The 19,912-nt window shown below is 43.7% G+C and carries 19 protein-coding genes; 9 read left to right on the top strand and 10 right to left on the bottom strand.

From position 1 onward, the window contains the following. The first annotated feature begins 3 nt into the window (after positions 1 to 3). The 5 genes from Y696_RS02085 to Y696_RS02065 all read left to right on the top strand — a co-directional run bounded on the left by Y696_RS02085 (position 4) and on the right by Y696_RS02065 (position 7,034). Positions 4 to 2,325 carry a hypothetical protein gene (locus Y696_RS02085; protein ID WP_121509696.1) on the top strand — a complete coding sequence of 774 codons (2,322 nt, stop codon included), beginning with the start codon at positions 4 to 6 and terminating at the stop codon, positions 2,323 to 2,325. Further along, a complete protein-coding gene (locus tag Y696_RS02080; RefSeq protein WP_121509695.1) occupies positions 2,322 to 3,344 on the top strand; it encodes a BMP family protein in 1,023 nt (340 codons plus the stop codon). The genes Y696_RS02085 and Y696_RS02080 overlap by 4 nt, the downstream gene beginning before the upstream one ends. Positions 3,345 to 3,484: 140 nt before the next feature. After that, positions 3,485 to 5,026, top strand: coding sequence for an ABC transporter ATP-binding protein (locus Y696_RS02075; protein ID WP_041928396.1), 1,542 nt, complete (start codon positions 3,485 to 3,487; stop codon positions 5,024 to 5,026). Then, positions 5,023 to 6,078, top strand: a complete 1,056-nt coding sequence (locus Y696_RS02070; protein WP_006491940.1) for an ABC transporter permease — start codon at positions 5,023 to 5,025, stop codon at positions 6,076 to 6,078. The genes Y696_RS02075 and Y696_RS02070 overlap by 4 nt, the downstream gene beginning before the upstream one ends. Next, positions 6,075 to 7,034: an ABC transporter permease gene (locus Y696_RS02065; protein WP_006491939.1), complete on the top strand. Its 960-nt coding sequence runs from the start codon at positions 6,075 to 6,077 to the stop codon at positions 7,032 to 7,034. The genes Y696_RS02070 and Y696_RS02065 overlap by 4 nt, the downstream gene beginning before the upstream one ends. A gap of 33 nt (positions 7,035 to 7,067) precedes the next feature. On the opposite strand, the gene gltX is transcribed toward Y696_RS02065, so the two are convergent. From gltX to Y696_RS02025, 8 genes are read right to left on the bottom strand one after another with little or no spacing between them, the layout of a single operon-like run. Beyond that, positions 7,068 to 8,516 (bottom strand): glutamate--tRNA ligase, encoded by a 1,449-nt coding sequence (gltX, locus tag Y696_RS02060; protein WP_121509694.1) that lies wholly within the window; start codon positions 8,514 to 8,516, stop codon positions 7,068 to 7,070. Next, on the bottom strand, positions 8,509 to 9,045 hold the full coding sequence (locus Y696_RS02055; RefSeq protein WP_006491936.1) for an NUDIX hydrolase: 537 nt from the start codon (positions 9,043 to 9,045) through the stop codon (positions 8,509 to 8,511). The genes gltX and Y696_RS02055 overlap by 8 nt, the downstream gene beginning before the upstream one ends. 1 nt (position 9,046) lies before the next feature. After that, a complete protein-coding gene (locus Y696_RS02050; RefSeq protein ID WP_006491935.1) occupies positions 9,047 to 9,439 on the bottom strand; it encodes a cytidine deaminase in 393 nt (130 codons plus the stop codon). After that, entirely contained in the window at positions 9,393 to 10,760 is a 1,368-nt protein-coding gene (locus tag Y696_RS02045; RefSeq protein ID WP_039882799.1) for a hemolysin family protein, read from the bottom strand. The genes Y696_RS02050 and Y696_RS02045 overlap by 47 nt, the downstream gene beginning before the upstream one ends. A gap of 20 nt (positions 10,761 to 10,780) precedes the next feature. Further along, the gene (locus Y696_RS02040; RefSeq protein ID WP_006491932.1) at positions 10,781 to 11,248 is read right to left on the bottom strand and encodes a 23S rRNA (pseudouridine(1915)-N(3))-methyltransferase RlmH; all 468 of its coding nucleotides are present in this window, start codon (positions 11,246 to 11,248) and stop codon (positions 10,781 to 10,783) included. Next, complete coding sequence (gene hutI, locus Y696_RS02035) at positions 11,245 to 12,459, bottom strand: imidazolonepropionase (protein ID WP_121509693.1); 1,215 nt, start codon at positions 12,457 to 12,459, stop codon at positions 11,245 to 11,247. The genes Y696_RS02040 and hutI overlap by 4 nt, the downstream gene beginning before the upstream one ends. Next, positions 12,459 to 13,373 carry a glutamate formimidoyltransferase gene (gene ftcD / locus Y696_RS02030; RefSeq protein ID WP_006491928.1) on the bottom strand — a complete coding sequence of 305 codons (915 nt, stop codon included), beginning with the start codon at positions 13,371 to 13,373 and terminating at the stop codon, positions 12,459 to 12,461. Before ftcD ends, hutI begins: the two co-directional genes overlap by 1 nt. A gap of 20 nt (positions 13,374 to 13,393) precedes the next feature. Then, the gene (locus Y696_RS02025; protein ID WP_014730215.1) at positions 13,394 to 14,482 is read right to left on the bottom strand and encodes an FtsW/RodA/SpoVE family cell cycle protein; all 1,089 of its coding nucleotides are present in this window, start codon (positions 14,480 to 14,482) and stop codon (positions 13,394 to 13,396) included. 224 nt (positions 14,483 to 14,706) lie between these two features. On the opposite strand from Y696_RS02025, the gene panB reads away from it, so the two are divergent. Then, positions 14,707 to 15,507, top strand: a complete 801-nt coding sequence (gene panB / locus Y696_RS02020; protein ID WP_006491926.1) for a 3-methyl-2-oxobutanoate hydroxymethyltransferase — start codon at positions 14,707 to 14,709, stop codon at positions 15,505 to 15,507. Next, positions 15,479 to 16,282, top strand: coding sequence for a biotin--[acetyl-CoA-carboxylase] ligase (locus Y696_RS02015; RefSeq protein ID WP_006491925.1), 804 nt, complete (start codon positions 15,479 to 15,481; stop codon positions 16,280 to 16,282). Before panB ends, Y696_RS02015 begins: the two co-directional genes overlap by 29 nt. On the opposite strand, the gene Y696_RS02010 is transcribed toward Y696_RS02015, so the two are convergent. Further along, positions 16,257 to 16,496 (bottom strand): S4 domain-containing protein, encoded by a 240-nt coding sequence (locus Y696_RS02010; RefSeq protein WP_006491924.1) that lies wholly within the window; start codon positions 16,494 to 16,496, stop codon positions 16,257 to 16,259. The genes Y696_RS02015 and Y696_RS02010 overlap by 26 nt on opposite strands. A gap of 110 nt (positions 16,497 to 16,606) precedes the next feature. Continuing rightward, positions 16,607 to 17,941 carry a hypothetical protein gene (locus Y696_RS02005; protein WP_121509692.1) on the bottom strand — a complete coding sequence of 445 codons (1,335 nt, stop codon included), beginning with the start codon at positions 17,939 to 17,941 and terminating at the stop codon, positions 16,607 to 16,609. Positions 17,942 to 18,188: 247 nt separating this feature from the next. Between Y696_RS02005 and Y696_RS02000 the strand changes: the two genes are divergently transcribed. Both Y696_RS02000 and rimP read left to right on the top strand, forming a co-directional pair. After that, entirely contained in the window at positions 18,189 to 19,325 is a 1,137-nt protein-coding gene (locus tag Y696_RS02000) for an ABC transporter permease (RefSeq protein ID WP_006491922.1), read from the top strand. A 115-nt stretch (positions 19,326 to 19,440) separates the two neighbouring features. Then, a complete protein-coding gene (gene rimP / locus Y696_RS01995; protein WP_236609190.1) occupies positions 19,441 to 19,899 on the top strand; it encodes a ribosome maturation factor RimP in 459 nt (152 codons plus the stop codon). The last annotated feature ends 13 nt before the right edge of the window (positions 19,900 to 19,912 follow it).

Raw genomic sequence — 19,912 nt, 5'->3', positions numbered from 1 at the left:
GAAGTGCCAAAGAGATTACTCTCGGTCATTGTGTTTCTGGCGATCGCCATTCTTTCCTTTTCTTTTAGCCAGAAAGTTATTATCGAAGATTTCAAGGCCTACGTAGAAGACTACAATAAGGAAGAGCCAAGTCTTCCAAAAGTTCTGAAGCTGATTGAAGATCTCGATTATTTGTCTGTCTACAGACTTTACAAACTTCAAATGGTTGGTAGCATAGAAAAGAAGGAAAGTTCGACAACTATTGCCGGACTTCTTACCAGGCATATTGAAGCATTCGATGAAAGTGAGTTTCGTGACATCGACGACAGAATCGCCTACAGTGCCTTTCTCGCCTGGGTCCTTACTGATATTTCTGGAAAGCCTTTTGAAATACATACCCTCAATGAAATGCCGGCTTACCTTGAGGTCTTCAATACATATTCCTCAAGAGTACGTGAAATGGCCGGAGAAGTCTACAAAGAATGGATCGCCTATTCTCTAGGCCTAATAGAAACCAAGCCCGGTTTATTTCCTGACGAACTTCTGGTAACGGATTCCTTTTCTTCCTACAGTATTGAAGCTGATGCGCCATATGATTCAGAAAAAGAAATACTAAGCCTTTCAAACAGAAGTGTAATTGATGCGCTTAATTCAGCAATTTCGACCATAAGCAACAGAGAATATAGTGTTAGCTCGCTCGTCGATGAGGGAGTCAACAGATTAGCTGTTCAAACTGCGATGGATCTTTCACAGGTAGGCAATGCAGAAATTATGTCTTCGGGAAGAGAGCTTTTCAGACTTTGGCTTCTTAGATCAATTGGATTGATTGATAAAGCCCCATTTTATCCTGAATCCGTTGAGGTAAGAGTTAAGGACATCCCGGGATTTGAGATTGATTCCATACCTGAAGACTCCTACTTTCAGGATTTGATGGACATTCTTGAGGAGAATCAAGAATTAAGATCTCAAATAGTAGAGAAGATCCAGATGGGAGCCCAGCTTTTATCTCTAAAACAGTTTACTCCTACAAGTCTAATAGAAAGCGACATCGAAAGCGAAGTAAGGAAGATCGTTCCGATTCAGGCAAACATAATGGGAGGAATAAGGAACGAGCTTTCCAAGAGCCTAGTTTCAAGTATTGATAAACGTATCGATCTCTGGTGGTTAAGAGTATTGGCCTATGCACTGATTGCCATTTTGGGATTCACAGTTGTTCCTGCTATGAGAAAATATGTTATTGGAATAATAATAATTCTGGAAACGCTTTATATCTTCTTCATCGGAGAGATAACCACGGGCATATTTGATTTGTCGCTTCATTCAGTTGTTGCTCTGCCAGCGTTTGCTTTCGTGTTCATACTTGCTGTTGCAGCCGCATTCAGTAGAAGAAAAAGGAGCAGGATACTTATTCTGAAACTCCTTCTCCTTTTCTTGATAGCATTACTGCCATTCATGAACCTTCTCAACGAACAGCCTGAACTCCTGATGGACAACTTTGAAGGATTCTATGATTCCGTTTATTATTCAACTTTGAAAAATGATGTCTTTCTTGCGCCGGAATCGATGATCAGCCTTCAAACAAGAGACTTGAACTCACTTGTTTCAAGTGAATTGAATAGCTTCAAGAGAGTCTTGAGAGTCATTATCCCGAACAAGATGAACTCTTTCTCAACGGCTGCTGAAATGAGTTTTAGTGTCGACTCAAACGGAAGGCTAAGAGTGGCTGCACCGGCATTCAGTGAATACATGTCAATTGAAAATCAGAATACTTATGTCTCTGAATTAGAAGGCCTTACAAAAGATATAGAAGGTTTCATTCGCGACAGCGAAAGAAATCGTAAAGGTTACGAAGCTGCCTTATCAACCCTAATAGATACTTCAGAAAGAATTGTTAGTTTTGCAGGTAGTAGAATGAGAGAAGATTTTTCTAATTCACTGGAAACGGAGCTTCAGTCGAAGCCGGAACTTGAAGTCGCCCTTGATGATTACCGTGAAAAGATGGCCCCTCTTCTGAATGACGCCCCTTCTTCAGTTCCAGTTAAGGTTTACAGAGTTCCCGAATTTGCATCGCTTGTCGTGGCTCTGCTCTTGCTCTCAATAACATTGTTCGTTGTGCGAAAACCGGTTATCTCCTTCATCAATCTTGCAGTGATCACAGCTTATTTTTTAATCGTTCTGCCGGGTATCGATACGCTAAATCTCTTTGTTCAAGGCGGATCTCCGATGCTAAGAATATCTATTGAACCCTCAGTAAACGCTTTGTTTTTGATAGTTTTTGCGGGTATAATTGCATTATCAGTTCTTTGGATCTTACTATCTCATAAGAAAGGGAGTGTTGTTGAATGAAACTAAAACTTTTGTTGGTGTTCTCACTTATTCTAATGTTTGCTCTCCCGGTACTGGCTATGAAGGTAATCATGGTTACAGACGTCGGAGGACTTGGTGACAAGTCTTTTAACGACGGCACGTGGGAAGGAATAGTAAAGGCCTCTGATTTTCTCGGACTGGAGAGAGAAGTAGTCCAGTCGAAAGAGCAGGCCGACTACATTCCGAATCTGTCTAATGCCGCCAAGGAAGCAGACATCGTTTTTGGAGTAGGCTTCATGATGGCTGACGCACTTTACAAGGTTGCCCCTCAGTTCCCGGATACTTACTTCATTGGGATCGACATCGATCCGATCGAGAACATGCCCAACAACGTGGCAACTTATCTTTTCAAAGAACAGGAAGGAGCTTTCCTAGTTGGTTACGTTGTTGCAGCTATGACGAAAACAAACATGGTAGGTTTTGTCGGTGGTCTCCCAATTCCTCCGGTCGAAAGGTTCCGCTATGGCTATGAAGCTGGAATCAGAGTTTACGAAGAACTCCATGGAAAGACCATAAGCATACTTCAGGGATATACGATGGACTTCAACGATCCGAAGAAGGGAAAGGACCTTGCCATCGCTCAGTTCGCAGAAGGCGCGGATATAGTCTTCCATGCCGCAGGGGCCTGTGGAAATGGAGTCATCGAGGCCGCAGCTGAGAAGGGTGAGGGCTTCTTCGCAGTTGGTGTCGATGTCGATCAGGATTACATGGCTCCTGGAAGAGTTCTTACAAGCTCAGTTAAGAGAGTCGACATGGCTTCTTATCAGGCCGTCATGAGTATTGCTCTGGGAACATTCGAACCTGGAGCAAAGACACTGGGTATAAAGGATGAAGGCGTGGGAACAAGCCCTATGACCTATACCAAGGATATAGTAGGACCGACTATCCTTTCTCAAGTCGAGTTCCTGAAGGGCCTAATAAAAGCCGGAACGCTAGTTGTTCCTGATACTCAGGAAAAACTTGACGCTTTCGTTGTCCCAGAAATAACCCTTCCTTAATGGAAGCTCTTCACACAACCGTGTGATATCAAAGATCGGGAGAGTAAGCTCTCCCGATCTTTCGTATCATGTACGATGGAGGTGGGCGTGTGGACCTGAATTACGTTGAAAACCTCGATCTCTCTGGTATTGCAGTAGCCATGAAAGGCATAGTGAAGCAATTCCCTTCTGTTTTGGCCAATGATCATGTGAATTTTGAAGTCAGGAAGGGCGAAATTCACGCACTTGTCGGTGAAAACGGTGCCGGGAAAACCACCCTGATGAACCAGCTTTATGGACTTTATACCCCTGATGAAGGGGAGGTTTTTATTAACGGTAGAAAGACAATAATCAACGGGCCGAAAGATGCCATAGATATGGGAATAGGAATGGTTCACCAGCATTTCATGCTTGTAGACAATCAAACGGTAGCCGAAAATGTCGTCTTAGGATCTGAACCTAGGCGAGGACCCTTGAAGCTATTCATGGACTCCGGCAGGGCAAGAAAGATAGTAATAGAGCTCTCAAAAAAATACGGCTTGGCCGTTGATGTCGATGCATATATCGAAGACATTCCAGTTGGCATGCAACAAAGAGTTGAGATCCTTAAGATCCTTTATAGGGGCGCAGAGATCTTGATTTTCGATGAACCAACTGCGGTTCTTACCCCTCAAGAAACAGAGGAACTTTTCAAAATACTCCTTGTTCTTAAGGAAAACGGCAAGACAATAGTCTTCATTACTCACAAGTTGAATGAGGTAATGGCTATTACTGACAGAGTTACGGTCATGAGATTGGGAAAGGTAACCGGTCAAGTCAATACTAAAGACACTAATCCAAGACAACTCGCCAATATGATGGTCGGCAGGGAGGTCCTCCTCAGAGTCGAAAAAGAAGAGAAAAAGGCAGGGGAGACCGTTTTGGAGATAAAAGATCTCCACGTAAAGGATAACAGAAATCTCGACACCGTAAATGGCGTATCCTTCGTAGTTCGTCGGGGCGAGATAGTTGGTATCGCCGGCGTCGCGGGAAATGGCCAGACGGAACTAGTTGAAGCAATTACTGGACTTAGAAAGGTTGAAAAGGGAAGAATCTTCCTCAATGGAGAAGATCTGACAAATCATACAGCTCTTGAGATTAGAGAGGCCGGAATGACACACATCCCAGAAGATCGACACAAAAGGGGCATGATAATGCAATATCCCGTCTATTATAACCTCATACTGGGGAAGCAGGATGAAGAACCATTTTCCCAAGAGGGGTTCATAAATTTGAAAGCTGTCAAGACCTTCGCAAGTGATGTTGTTGAGACTTTTGACATAAGGCCAAAGAATATAAACATGATTGCTGGAAATCTCTCCGGAGGGAATCAACAGAAGGTTGTAGTGGGCCGCGAGATCAGCATAGTACCCATTGAACCCAAAGTGGTTGTAGTCTCTCAGCCAACAAGAGGGCTTGATATTGGTGCGATAGAGTTCATTCATAAGACGCTGATATCTATGCGGGATAAGGGAATCGCATTGCTGCTGATTTCGATGGAACTCGATGAGATCTTTTCTCTTTCAGACAGAATACTTGTCTTCTACGAAGGTCAGATAATGGGAGAAGTGGCTCCGCATGAAGTTAATAGAGAGGAGATTGGCCTTATGATGGCGGGCCACAAGAAGACCGAAGTCGTCAGGGAACGGAGTGATGAATCATGAACACGGGCAAAATATATGCTTTACTAGTTCCTATCGTCTCCGTTTTGATAGCTCTCCTAATCGCCTCCATAATTATCATCATGATCGGAAAGAATCCAGTGACAGCTTACGCGATAATGCTTGATGGAGCCTTTGGCAGCCAGGAAGCTATCGCAGACACAATAATGAAGATGACGCCTCTGATCCTTACCGGTCTCGCCGTAGGTTTTGGATTCAGAGCAGGTGTCTTTAACATAGGTGCTGAAGGTCAGATGACAATGGGTGCTCTTATAGGCGCAGTGGTCGCTATGAACATCGGTGGAATTCCGTCAGTTATAGCGATCCCTCTTTCTATTCTCGCGGGAATGCTTGCAGGAGCTTTTTGGGCTTCAATTGCCGGATTTCTCAAAGCCTTCACTGGTGCCCACGAAGTAATCTCAACGATTATGCTGAACTGGATTGCTTCTAACTTGGCATCTTATATGGTAACTGGGCCTCTCGCCGTGGGCTCCGGAACTCCAAAGAGTCCTGAGATTGCGGAGGCGTCGAAACTTCCTGTGATCTTGAAGGTTCAAGCGACTGAACTCAGCATCGGAATTTTCATTGCTGTTGCTGTTGCAATAATCATGTATATCTTGATTGAAAAGACTACAACAGGCTATAAGCTGAAGGCAGTCGGATTCAACCCTCATGCTGCAGAGTATGGAGGTATAAGCATCAGGAAGAGCATAATTCTTACTATGGCGATAAGTGGCGCTCTGGCTGGAATGGCAGGAATTGTCGACCTTATTGGTGTTCCACCTCATCGATTCGTTGGAGAACTCACTGGGGGAAGAGGCTTTGATGGAATAACGATTGCGCTTATAGGAAGAAACAACCCGATTGGAATAATCTTCGCTGCTCTTCTTATAGCTGCCCTAAGAACCGGTTCAAATGCGATGCAAATTCGAGCTCAGATTCCAAACGACATTGTTTCGATAATTCAAGGCATAGTGATATTCCTCGTGGCAGCCGAAAGAATAGTATCAACGCTGATTTCCTGGAAGCGAAAGAAAGGAGTGACTGCAATATGAGCTGGATCGAAGCGATCTTTGCAATTCTGGTCAACCCCTTGTTCTATAAACTAACGCTGCTCTCTGCGACTCCTTTAATCTTTGCTGCTCTCGGAGGAACTTATAGTGAAATCACGGGAGTTACAAACATTGCGCTCGAAGGCATCATGCTAATGGGAGCCTTTACTTCGATCGTTTTCACTCTAATAACCGGAAATGCCTGGCTCGGGGTTCTGATGGCAGTAATTATCGGTACTGGCTTTACTTGGTTTCATGCGTGGGCAAGTATAAGGTGGTCTGCAAACCAGATTGTAAGTGCTACCGCTCTTGTAATAATTGCACAAGGCACAACTTCATTCTTGATGATTCCTATCTTTGGTAACGAGGGTCAAACAGACTTCATTGGCCGCGTGCCATATCTTGATGCTGGCTGGCTAAGTGAGATTCCCTTTATCGGAGATATTTTTGGTTCTATGAGTCCCTTTACTTACCTAGCCATTATCGCTGTAATCGCCAGCTGGTTCTTGATGTACAAGACTCCCCTTGGGCTTAGAATGAGAGCTGTCGGAGAAAACCCCGAAGCTGCCGATACTCTTGGAATAAATGTTTTCAAGATCAGATATTTCGGTGTTCTTATGAGTGGCGTTTTTGCAAGCCTAGCCGGAGCTTTTCTTTCAGTCGGAGAGCTTGGAAGATTCGTCGAAAACATGATTCACGGAAGAGGGTTTATTGCGCTTGCCGCGATGATACTGGGTAACTGGAATCCCGTTGGAGCCATGTGGGCCGCAATTCTCTTTGGCGCTGCGGAAGCAATGAATCTTCAGCTACAGAGCAGCTCTATAGTCTCTGTTTCGTCCAGCGTAAAACCTCTTTTCAATATGCTTCCGTTTGTGGTTACGCTGATAGTAGTCGGAGGATTCATCGGGAAGACACGGTCTCCTGCAGCTTCCGGTACACCTTATGAAAAGGATTCATGACAAATAAAAAGAGGCCTTGATTGGCCTCTTTGTCTATATAGAGTTGATTGCTCGCTGGAGCCTGTTAAGAGTCTTGTTCCTTCCCAAGAGAAAAATAATATCTACTAATTCGGGCCCCTCTTCGACAGATGTGAGTATTTTTCTCAGGGTCATATAGAAAGCCTTTCTGTCCGGTTTCAGATCTTTGAGAATGCCTCTTATTGTACCAATTATTTCATCGTTGCTCCAGGAATCAAGATACTCGACTCGTTCTTTGAAAGCTTCCAAAGCTTTATAAACACCCTTTTCAACATCGTTGGAAGGAGTGAAAAAAGTCACCTGAGGATCTTCGAAATATAGCCTCATCTTATCCGGTATTTCGGAGAGTGTTTCCACACCCTTTCGAACGGAATCAACTGCTCTTTTCAGCCATTTTCTATTGGCGACGGCGTCTTCTGCAGTCATCAATTTCGATTGAATGATAAAGGGGACTGCCAAATCGGTTATTCTTTCAAGATCAGATTCGCGAATGTAAACCCCGTTCATCCACTTGGCTTTCGCCTCATCAAATATTGCAGCGCTTGTGTTGACCCTTTCAATGGAGAAACTCTCTACAATCTCTTCGTGATTCAGAATCTCTTTACCGTCCGGGTGTGACCAGCCAAGCAGTGTAAGGAAATTGAAGAAGGCCTCAGGCAAAAAGCCCCTTTCTCTGAACTGCTCAACCGAAGTGTCGCCATGTCTTTTACTTAGTTTCTTTCCATCAGGTCCAAGGATCATCGAAACATGGGCAAAGGAGGGTATTGGAGCTCCAAAGGCTTCATAGAGTGCAAGTTGCCTTAGAGTATTGGAAAGGTGGTCGTCTCCCCGTATCACGTGCGAGATCTCCATTGTGATGTCGTCCACCACTACAGCGAAGTTATAGATAGGTTGACCGTTGGAGCGCATAATCACAAAATCTCCAATTGCTCCCTCCTTAAAGACTACTTCACCCTTTATCAAATCTGGAAGTCTGTACTCTTTCCGAGGCATCTTGAAAAAAACGACAGGTCTCAACCCTTTGGATTCGAACTCAGAGATTCTTTCATCGGTGTTGAAGGCCTCAAGCATCTCTTGATCATAGTGTGGCGCCTTCCCTTTTGATAGCAATTTGTCATGCAGTTCCTCTATCTCTTCAGGATAGGCATGGACTTCATAAGCCTGTTCCCTTTGGAGCAGATCCCCGATCATTTCCCTGTAAATAGGGCCTCTCTCACTTTGTCTGTATGGGCCAAAAGCGCCACCGACATCTGGACCCTCATCCCATGTTATACCAAGCCACAGAAGCGACTCCATTAGCTGATCCTCATATTCCTTAGTGGATCTGGAAATATCGGTGTCCTCGACACGGAGAACAAGCTTTCCACCGTAGTGCCTTGCAAACAAGTAGTTGAACAGCGCAGTTCTAGCTCCTCCAACATGGAGGTATCCGGTTGGGCTTGGAGCAAATCTAACTCTAATCATACTTATCACTTTCCCTTCCAGCAAAAGCGAGCAAAATACCAGAAACCGTCTTGCTATCGGTAATTTGACCACCAATTATCATCTTTACAACCTCTTTAGAATCAACCAGAACCGGCTCAACAAATTCCCCCTCATCGGGACACGGCTCCTGAGACTTCTCTACTTCACCAACATATATGTGAATTATCTCATCGGAAAAGCCCGGAGAGGTTTCTATTGTAATCAATTTGTGCAGAAATCTTGGTACGTAGCCAGTTTCCTCAAGCAACTCTCTTCTAGCACAATCTTCAGGTCTCTCGCCCGCATCAAGCTTTCCAGCCGGTATTTCAAGCATGTACTTCTGAACCGGAAATCGGAACTGCCTTACAAGAAGCAACTGCTCACTGACAAATGCGACAATCGCGACGGCCCCGGGATGCCTAACCACCTCTCTGAGAGCTAGACTTCCATCCTGCAAAATTACTGTATGTCTTTCAAGCCCCAGAATTCTTCCTGAAAAAATCCTCTCTTCTCCAACTGAACGCTCCATTTCACTTCTCCATCTCAAAATGCATCGGCAGCAACTCAAATGTAGTTGTTCTCTTAATATTCTCTTCTCCTACTAATATCACTTCAAAGTTCCCAAATTCCACCATAAACTGCCTGCAGGCTCCACAAGGAGAAGTCGGCTCCTTCCTGTCACTTACTATGGCTATACTTCTGAACTTCCTGTACCCATTTGAAACAGCCGAAACGATGGCCGACCTCTCTGCGCACATAGATAGTCCGTATGAACTATTTTCAACATTGGTTCCCACGAAAACTCGGCCTTCTTCGGTAAGTAGAGCCGCACCAACGGGAAATTTCGAGTAAGGGGAGTATGATCGCTCCTTAGCCTCAATAGCTTTCTGTATTAGTGCCTTCTCCTCCAATCTGTCTATCATCAACGCTCCTCCTGTCTACAATTAGCCTGATTTTCTCAACTTTGTTCTTTCCCGCAGCAAGAACTTCGAAAGTGAATCCGTCTACGATAATCTTTTCTCCCACTTCCGGAAATCTCTCAAGAACTTCCAGCAGGTAACCGCCAATTGTCTCGAACTCCGTTTCAGGAAATGGCTGTTCCAGTTCTCTCTCAATATCGTTTATCGGAGTCATTCCATCAACTATGTATTCTCTCTCTCCCAATCTCTCTATCATTATCTCTTCTGACTCTTCATCATATTCGTCCAGTATTTCACCCGTAAGCTCTTCGATGACATCTTCCATGGTAATGATACCGGCAGTTCCTCCATACTCATCTATAACAACTGCGAGATGATTCTTCTTCTCTTTGAACTCCCTAAGAAGATCGTCAACCTTCTTCGTCTCAGGAACAAAATATGGATACCTCATAATCTCTTCGACACGGATCGTCTGGAGGACATCGTTGTCCTTTCTGTCGAGAATGAAGTTCAGAAGATCTTTAGCATAGCAAACACCCACAATCCTATCGATATTCTCCCTGTAAATCGGATATCTAGAGTATCCTTCGGATTGCACGAGTTCCATCAGATCTATCAGCGGTTGTTCTTCCTCAAGAGCAACGATTTCGACTCTGGGCGTCATGATCTCCTTCACCGATATATCTTTCAGCTCCAGAGTTCTCTTCATAATCATTCTCTCTTCCGACTGAAGAACCCCTTCCTTATGCCCCGCATCTACTGCAGATTTTATTTCGTCTTCAGTTATGAAAGGTGAGAATTCGGCCTTTTTCCCACCGATAATTATTATAAAGAAACTCGAAATCCGCAATAATAACCACAATATTGGTTTCAAGACAATCGTGATTGCCGATATAAAGGTGATTGTTCTTCTGAATAAACGCTCGGAATTCTCACGCGCATAGATTTTGGGTGTAATTTCTCCAAAGATGAGAATGAGAAAGGTCATAATGCCCGTCACTAACGCTGCGGCAACTCCGGCCGAGTTATCTGGAAGAACCTGCAATGCAAGCAAGGTTGCAAGTGACGAAGACAGTATGTTGACAACATTGTTCATCACGAGAATTGCTGTGAGAACTGAATTCGGGTTTTGAACAAAAAACTTCACCGACTTGCTGAATCGCTTTTCTTTGCTATCGACAAGGTCACGGAGTTTTAATTTACCCATTGACATAAGAGCAGTTTCTGTTCCAGAGAAGACACCCGAAAGATAAAGAAGAAAGCCAAGCAATAACAGATTCAATAAAATCGATACAGGATCCCCGCTACTAGTAGGGTCTTCCACTTCTGATTTGCACCTCCAGATCAATAATGATACGGTCTGTTGCCCAGGATCGCAAATGCCCGAAAAAGCTGCTCCAATAGGATAAGAACAGCCATTTCGTGAGTAAAGGTCATCCTTGACAAAGACAGTTTCTGCCAGCCCTTAGAAAGGACCTCATTACTAAATCCTAAAGGTCCTCCTACAAAGAAAGACAGATTGCTTACACCTATATTTTGCCATTTTTCAAGCATTCGTGCAAACTCCTGCGAGGAGTACTGTTCCCCTTGGGCATCAAGAAGCAGAATCTTGTCCTGCGAATCTGCAGCTTTCAAGTATCTTCTGCCCTCTCTCTCCTTTACTTGCTCTCTTTCTCTGGCGGTCGTCCCACCAAGCGGGAAATATTCTAGATCAACTCTTCCAAAAGCACCAAGCCACTTTCTGTATTGTTCTACACCTTCAACAATGAAATTTGACTTTGGTTTTCCTGTACCAACAATCCTAATATTCATCTTACCCTTTTTCCGCTCTTTATTACTCCGCTTACAATGTTCCTGGAAAAGTTGTATACTATTTCGCTGTAATCACCGGCCTTTATCAGAACAAGGTCGGCATCGAATCCTGCCTCGATCCTCCCTTTTCTATCCTCAAGGCACAAGGCTTTAGCGCCGTTCACAGTATACGCGATTATTGCCTCTTCTACAGACAAACCGCAACGGGAAACAGCTAGAAAGATTATGAAAAAGGGATCATAAATATTGCATGAACCTGGATTGAAATCCGATGCCAGTGCAACTATGGCGCCACGGTCAACAAGCTCCCTCCCCTTTGCAAAGGCCTCGTTAAGAAAGAAGGAAGTTCCCGGCAGGATCGTTGCAACCGTATTGCTATTCGATAAGAGCTCCAAGGTCCCATCGTCGGCAGAAATCAAATGGTCTGCCGAAAGCGCCCCCAACTCAACTGCCAGTCTTCCGCCTCCAGACGCAGAAAGCTCATCGGCGTGAAGCTTCAACTTGAATCCCTTTTCCTTTGCTCGCTTTAAATACCACCTAGACTGATTTTCACTAAAGACACCATTTTCACAGAAGATGTCGACTGTATCGGTATACTCTGACACGTCATCGAGCATTTCTGCCATCGAGTAGAGAAAACTGTCCGACGATTCATACTCCTCGGCTACAGCATGCGCACCAAGAAAAGTCGGGACAAGATCAACTGGATGAATAGAATCAAGTGTTTTCAAAACCTTCAGCTGCTTCAATTCATTTTCTTTGTCGAGACCGTAGCCGCTTTTTCCTTCGATAGTAGTGACTCCGAGGGAAAGCATGCGATCGAGATGTATAAGTGACTCTGCAACCAATTCAGAAGCCGAAGCCTTCCTCACCTCTTTAACTGTTGATCTTATACCCCCGCCGGTCTTCATTATTTCCATGTAGCTCTTACCGGACAGTCGCATCAAAAACTCTTTGCTTCTGCTTCCTACGAAGGGAATATGAGTGTGACTATCTACAAATCCAGGAATGACCACGAGTCCAGTTCCATCTATGTACTCACGCGCCTCCACGTTTTCCCTACCAACATAGGATATCTTCCCTCCCTCGATTGCGATATGCATATTGTGTCGTGTTTCAAGAGAGGACATCTCCTTGCCTCTTATTGGGCCGGCCTTTTTCGGAGAAGCTATCTGCCCAATATTCAAGATTGCAAGGTCAGCTTTTACCATTACCTTTCCTTGTCCGCAATGAAGTCCAGGACTTTTTTCTCGAGGATCGAAGAGCTTGTGAACTTTTCTAATCTCAAATAATGATCTGCAACATCCACAAGCGCCTGAAGTGGCGTTAATCCAACTATCTCCGATCCGACTATGGGAACTCCATGTCTTTCAGCCTCTGATTTTATCACCTCAAAGACCCTGAAAAGTGGAGTCTTTCTATAGTTAGTCATATTCATTGAAATCTGCACTATATCCCTATCCTCCAGCTTGAAGCCGAGAGCCTTCACATAGCGAAATCCTCCGCTTATATGCCTTACAGACTTCGCAATCTTGTTTGCAATTTCTATCTTATTCGTGCCAAGATTCACGTTGAAGGCAATCAAGTATTCCCTACAACCAACAGCCGTTACTCCAGCAGACGGGTGAATCTCTGAGGGGCCGAAATCTGGCTTCCATTGGTCGGAAGCAATCTTTGAAGCGAAGTTCTCGAATTCTCCCTTCCTTATGTTTGAAAGGCTAACTCGTTCGGGCGTTGATGCAGAATCCTCATACAGGTAGACAGGAATTCGAAGTTCCTCTCCTATTCTTTTCCCAAGTTTCTTTGAAAGCGCAATGCATTCTTCTTTTGTAACATTCATTACAGGAACAAGAGGAATAACATCAGTGGCGCCCATTCTTGGATGTTCACCTGAGTGATTATTAAGATCAATCAGTTCTTTTGCTTTAAGAGTCATGTTAAACAAAGCAGCTTCTACAGCTTCCGGTTCACCGGTAATAGTGATTACAGAACGATTGTGATCTGGATCGCTTGAGTAATCAAGAATCCAGACGCCTTCAATCTTCTTGGCCTCTTCTACAATCCGTTCAACAACGTCAAGTCTTCTTCCTTCACTGAAATTTGGGACTGATTCAATAAGTCTCATTTGTACCCCCTCGCAATAAACTACTCTCTCTGCTCTTTATCATATTCGATCTCTTTCACAGAATAACTATGTACAATCCCTAACTGAAGCGCAAATAACATAGACGACGACCCGCCATAACTAACAAATGGCAAAGGGATTCCAGTAACAGGCAGGAGTCCAAGATTCATTCCAACATTTTCAACGACGTGAAATGCAAAAACTGCAAATATCCCGCTAAGAACTATTCTACCAAACTCACTGCCAGTTTTTCTTGTGATGGACCAAACCCTCCATAAAAGGAGCAGGTACAGAACAAGCAGAGACACAGCTCCGATGAAACCCAACTCCTCACCAAGAACCGAAAAGATGAAATCCGTGTGATCTGCGGGAACATATCCCAGTCTGTTCATTGTACCCTGAAGATATCCTGTCCCTTTAAGGCCGCCCGAACCTATTGCTCTTATTGCCTGAATCGTATTGTATGCAGCTCCTGAAGCGTATTCTTCAGGATGAAGGAAGCTCAACAACCTGTCTCTTTGGTAGGGTTTTAGACCATACATGAAAACAATAGGAGCCAAAAAGGCAATTAGAACAGTTATTGCGATCATAAGCCTGTCATATCTCTTGCTAATCAACGTCATGAAATACCATATGATCAATACAATGATTGTCGTGCCCAGATCGGGTTCTAGATATATAAGACCCACAAAAACAAGAGTGAAAAATATACCCAGCGAAAACAATCCAAACCTGTGCTTAGCGTCTCTTGAATAAACATTCCCAAGGAAAATTATCAAAGAGAATTTCGCTAGCTCTGACGGTTGAAAACTTGCAATTCCTAGGTCTATCCACCTTCTTGAAGCTTCACCAGAATCTAGATAGAGAACTGCCGCGAGTGAAACTGTCGAAAGGATGATAAATGGAAAAGATAAGCTTTTCCATAGCTCTTTCTTTACAACATACGCGGTAAAGACGAACACTGCGCAAGAAAGCAGGACCCAGACCAATTGTCTTCCAAACAGGTACGCCTCACTTTCGCCGAAAGTAGCGCTGTACAGAACGACAAGTCCAAATATCATCAAAGAAACCATGATTATCGGAAGTAAGAACTCAACTCTTCGCTTCATTACACTCTCCTCAGAGGAATAATCAATTATATAACTTTTCTTTATTCTCGGGCTTGAGGTCTTTGATTATCGATCTAAGAGAACCCGTTTCTTCCCCACTTGGACTTTCTTGGCGATGGATTAAAATGTATAATCTAAATGAAGATACTAACTTGCCCCATTGATTCTTTGAAGAAGGTGCAAAGTCCTGGTAGCATCATTTCTAAAGGAGATGTGAGATTAGAATGAATGTGAGAGAAATCGTCCAAATGAAGGGTCAAAGTAAACTGTCTGTGATCTCTGCTTACAGCTATTTTGAAGCGAAGTTTGCTGAAGAGGCAGGACTGGACATGATCATAGTAGGGGATTCTCTCGGAACGCTTGTGATGGGGAAAAGGGATACTCTCTCGGTAACAATGGACGAAATGATATGGTCTTTAAAGTCAGTCAGAAGGGGAGCGGAAAATAGTTTTATAGTTGCCGATATGCCCTTTGGCTCTTATCAATGTTCCAGGGAAAAAGCCGTTGAAAACGTGGTCTCCTTTTTGAGACATGGAGCCAGCGCTGTCAAAATCGAAGGTGGTTTCGAGACTGCAAACCTTATAAAACATTTGGTTGATAGTGGTTTTCCTGTAATGGGTCATATCGGGATAACTCCACATCACGCCAGTTTGGTCGGAGAATATCCTGTACAGGGAAGAGACGAAAAAAGCATAAAGAGACTAATTGAGTCTGTCAACGAATTAGAGGAGGCGGGCGTCTTTGCAATACTTCTTGAAATGGTTGTCGAAGATGTAGCGAAAAGGCTTACGGAAGATAGTTCTGTCCCCACAATTGGTCTGGGTTCTGGTCGATATTGTGACGGGCAGTTTCTTCGATGGCATGATCTACTCGGCATCAACGACGAATCGAGTCCAAGATACATTAAGAGATTTGCCGATCTTAAATCCAATATCATATCAGCACTTCGAAGATTTGATGAAGAGGTGAAGTCTGGCGTTTTTCCCGAGGAGAAAAATGCTTTTGAAGGGGCAGAGGAGATTTGACGTTTTTCTCCAGATTCGCTCGGATTTTGAGGAAGAAATCCCGACCATGATGGTAGGCGAAAACATTGTATCATTCTCCAAAATAGACTCAACAAATATGTACGCCAAGAATAACCTGGACAAACTTCCCTCTGGAACCGTCGTGTGGGCTCTGTCACAAACTTCGGGTTATGGAAGGCACAATAGTTTCTGGTACTCCAATACAGGTGGATTGTGGTTCTCTATAGTCTTCAAACCGTCGTTGATAAGGGAACCCAATGAGTACACAAAAGTAGTTTCGGTAGCTGTAGCAGAAACGATGATCAAGATGGGTATCAATTCAGTTGGCATAAAGTGGCCAAACGATGTGTTCATTGGAAAAAAGAAAGTGGCAGGTATTTTGACCGAAGCGATCTTCTCGGGGATATCGGTAAACGCTATAGTGGTAGGTGTCGGGATAAATGTAAACAACGAACTCCCTGAAGAGATTAGGCAGATCGCCATAAGTCTGGGAATGGTTATTAACAAACACATATCACTGGAAATGCTTCTCGATAAAGTTCTTAAGAGAGTGGAGTTCCTTCGAAAAAACTATCTAATTCGAGGGAAAAACAGATACCTAACACGCAGATGGAAGAAGTATCTAGCTTTTGCGGAAAAAGATGAAATAACTGTATCCCTACCCAGTGGTGAAAAAATCACTGGTATAATTAATAGCATCACTCCCTCATCTTTATGCCTTGAAAGAGAAGACGGAGAGATCCTCAAGATCAACTCCGGGGAGATTCTACTCTAGTTTCCTCCACGATCTCTGACTCGAATCCCTCTTTTACTCTTACTACAAGTACTCTGTTGAAAAATCTTACTGAAACAAGATCTCCGGGCTCAACTTCTGAAGAAGGCTTTGCTCTGATCTTGTTTCTGAATACGTAGCCCTTTTCAATTGCCTGCTTAGCTACCACTCTTCGTTTGATAATTCCGTTCATTTTCAAGAATTTGTCGATGCGCAAAACTGATCTCCCATGAGTATACACTTGACTAACGATAAGAAAATAGGTATAATTATGTTATCGAGATGTTCTTGCCCCCGTCACTCCGCTTGACGCAGGGGCTTCTTTTTTTACTTGATCACAATTGTGCTTCTAATACCCCCTATCTCTCTTACATACTGGCTGTTCACTAGAACACCACTCTCTATTTCCACTCCCATTAATCCAGTAAGTATGTAACCGGAATCCAAAAAAAGCCTGGCAAAACCTTCAGAACCAGAGAACTTCAACAGCTCATTATAAACTTCTAGATCAGATACTATCGCGCCTTCCTGAAGTTCTTTCGTGATCTTCACCTGGTTACTTGAAGAAACGTAAAGCCACCCGTCACTAACCCAAATATACTGATCTTCTATAGATAAACCATTCTCAATGACGAGAATCTTGAGATCCGGATCGGCTTTTTCAAGGCGGGATTTAAGATCATCTAAGGTTCCACTGTAGCCTGCTCTCAAAACATAGGAATATCCTACTGAGTCTGTTGCTCCTGAAGTAGTTCCCTCAGTGCCCATGAGACTTGCGAATATATCGTCAACTGAGATGTTGGCATCTATCATGATTTCTCCCGTCATTTCTTCGGAAAACTCTGTGATATCCTGAGTACCTATCTTGAGTCCTCCCAACTCTAAAGGAAGAAGTCCCAGCTGTTCGATATTTAGGTCTGAGAGAAAAGAAAGATCATTTATCTTTGCAAAACCGGAGACGAGCGGAAGGTGGTAACCGGCTTCCAGTTCAACAACCGAAGCACCTTCAAGTGCGGAAGAGAACCTCTCTCTGGTCTCTTCAGAAAGGGGGATCGAAAGAGCCTCAGCAATCAGAATCCCCTCCTCATTCCACAGCGAACCCTTCTGAACAACATCTCCCACCGAAGAGTAGAAGTAAGCAAACCCAGGCGTTAGACCTTCAGTGACCAGAGAAAGATTAAATCCCTTTTCTGTAACTGCATACTGCTCAATATCACCAATGAAGAGGTACTCCTGATCAACGGCGATATTCAGTTCAGTCTCTGAGGGTAGAAGCTGCGGAAGTATCTTTTCGATAGCCGCCTTCAACGCCTTTGGATTCTCAGTTGGTCCGAGCACAATTACAAGACGATCCTTACCTTCTGAATCTACCCAGACAGCAAGTCCGAGATCTCCATCAAAAGCCTTATATATGTCTTTCGGATCTAGGCCATTATTGTAAGCCAACATTTCGACGTACTGCGCTATCAGTTGCTCTATGGCAAGCTGATTCAATACCATATCCATGAGAACGGCTTTTTTGGAAACGTTGTAATTGTTTTCTAGATCTTCAACTATTAGTACCGTATGCGATTGAGCTGGAAGACGTCCCGACATGGTGCCGACGCTTGCAACTGATAAAGCTCCAATAACCAGGAGTGCAAGTACCATAAATCTCCTCATTTATTCACCTCCAAGATCGTACTCTGAAATTTGACGAAAAAACCAAAGGAACAGTTCTTATTGCGATTCTACCATCTGACCGCTTAAACAAGCACAACAACGATAACGGTTCTTTCTCAAGAAGAGCAACAGCCGCAGATCCTACTTGAAGACGGCGTTGACATTTTGTATTTATTGATAGAGTATAATAAATAAAAAGGCTCTATAGATAATCACAGAAAGTCAATAGTGAAGAGAGGGACGTTACTTGAGATTCCTTAGACTTGTTAAGAACGATCTTCTTCTAATAGTTAAATCGAGGGCTTTTCTTTTTGTGCTTATCCTTTTGCCAGTTATTTTGGCGGCCATATCTTCTATAACCTCCGAAACGGGAGGTTATTCCGACCTAAGAATAGGAATAATAAATGAGGACAAGACTTTCATAGGTCTCTTTTTTGTGCAGTACGCGACCTCTATGCTGAAAGGAGAGAACATACTTCAGCTATCGAACAGAGAGGAGATAGACTCGGTGATCGACAAACTCGACGGGGTCTTCATAATTCCCAGAGGATTTGCGAACAAGCTTCTCTTTCAGGAACCCTCTGAACTGGTTTTCATTCCAAACCCAGGATCAATGCAAACTGCAGTTGCCGTCTATCAGGTTTTGAGCAATGTTCTGAGAGAGTTCAAAGCCCTTCCGGTTGTAGCAGATCCCGAATTCATGAAGACCGTGGAGATCGACCCGAACTACGTAGCGCCCTCTCTCACAGTTGAAGGTATCTCCGAGTCTAAGCTAAGCTTCTCTTCACTTCTCTTTCCTATAGTTCTGGTTACAACGATTATGTTCATAACATCAATAGGAGCTGCTACGGGTATCTATGAAGACAGAAGGAACGGTGTGATAGATCTTCTCCGACTATCAGATGTGGGATCAGTGAAATATATAATTGCCAAGACGGTCAGTTTTTTGATTTTTTCAACTGCGCAGGTTTTGATCTTCATTACGGCCGGAAGATTGTTTGGGCTTGAAATTGCGTCGAATCTGATTCTTTATGTGGTGGTGTTAGAAGTCTACATTCTCCTGTTTACATCTATAGGACTTCTCATAGGGACAATACTGAATTCTTCAAGGAGTGCTCAATTAACGTCAATAACGCTTGTCACAGCGGTATTGATTCTGAGCGGAATTCTGATACCTCATTCAATGTTCCCCGATTGGCTCGAATCGTTCAGTCGAAGTCTCCCAACCACCTCCCTCCTTGTCGTACTCCAGGGAATATCAATGCTTGACTTCACTTTTCCCATGGTCGTTTTGCCCACTGCAATTAATCTTCTGATAGCAATCGCAATAATAATCCTAACCGGGTTTGTCGCATCTAGGGAGGACATCTCGCTAGCAGACTAAATCACGGTTAACGTTGACTGACCGAGTCAAAAGAGTTATAATGATTGTAGTTGAAATACTCCCAAAGGGAGAGGGCTTGTTTTGCCCTCTATTTTTTATTATGGTGGTGTTGTTTGTGGAGGACCTGAAGAAAGAGCTTTTCGAGCTGGCAAATGAAGTCGCAAGCAACCTGGGCTATTCGATCTATGATCTCGGGCTAGGAAGAAGAGGTAAGAAAAGACTTGTTAAGATCACGATCGATAAGCTCGATGGATATGTTTCTATAAGCGACTGTGAATCATTCTCGGCCGATTTTGGTAGAGCGCTTGATTCAGCGGACCTCGTCCCATTTTCTTACGATCTTGTTGTAGAGTCTCCCGGACTGGAACGCGCTCTAAGGGATTTGAAGGATTACGTAAGATTCACAGGTGAGAAGGCAAAGGTGATTCTCAAGGAACCCATTGAAGGGGTTTCGGTTTTGATTGGGAAGATCATCTCATGCGAAAACGACGTTGTCACTGTTGAGAGTTCCGAGAACGGTAAAGAGATAGCATTCCACTTTTCAAATGTCAAGCGCGCAAACTTAAAACTATAATTTGGACGGTGAG

The organism is Mesotoga sp. H07pep.5.4, assembly GCF_003664935.1.
In the GTDB taxonomy this organism is placed as follows: domain Bacteria; phylum Thermotogota; class Thermotogae; order Petrotogales; family Kosmotogaceae; genus Mesotoga; species Mesotoga prima.
This window is presented reverse-complemented; position numbering and strand designations above follow the sequence as displayed.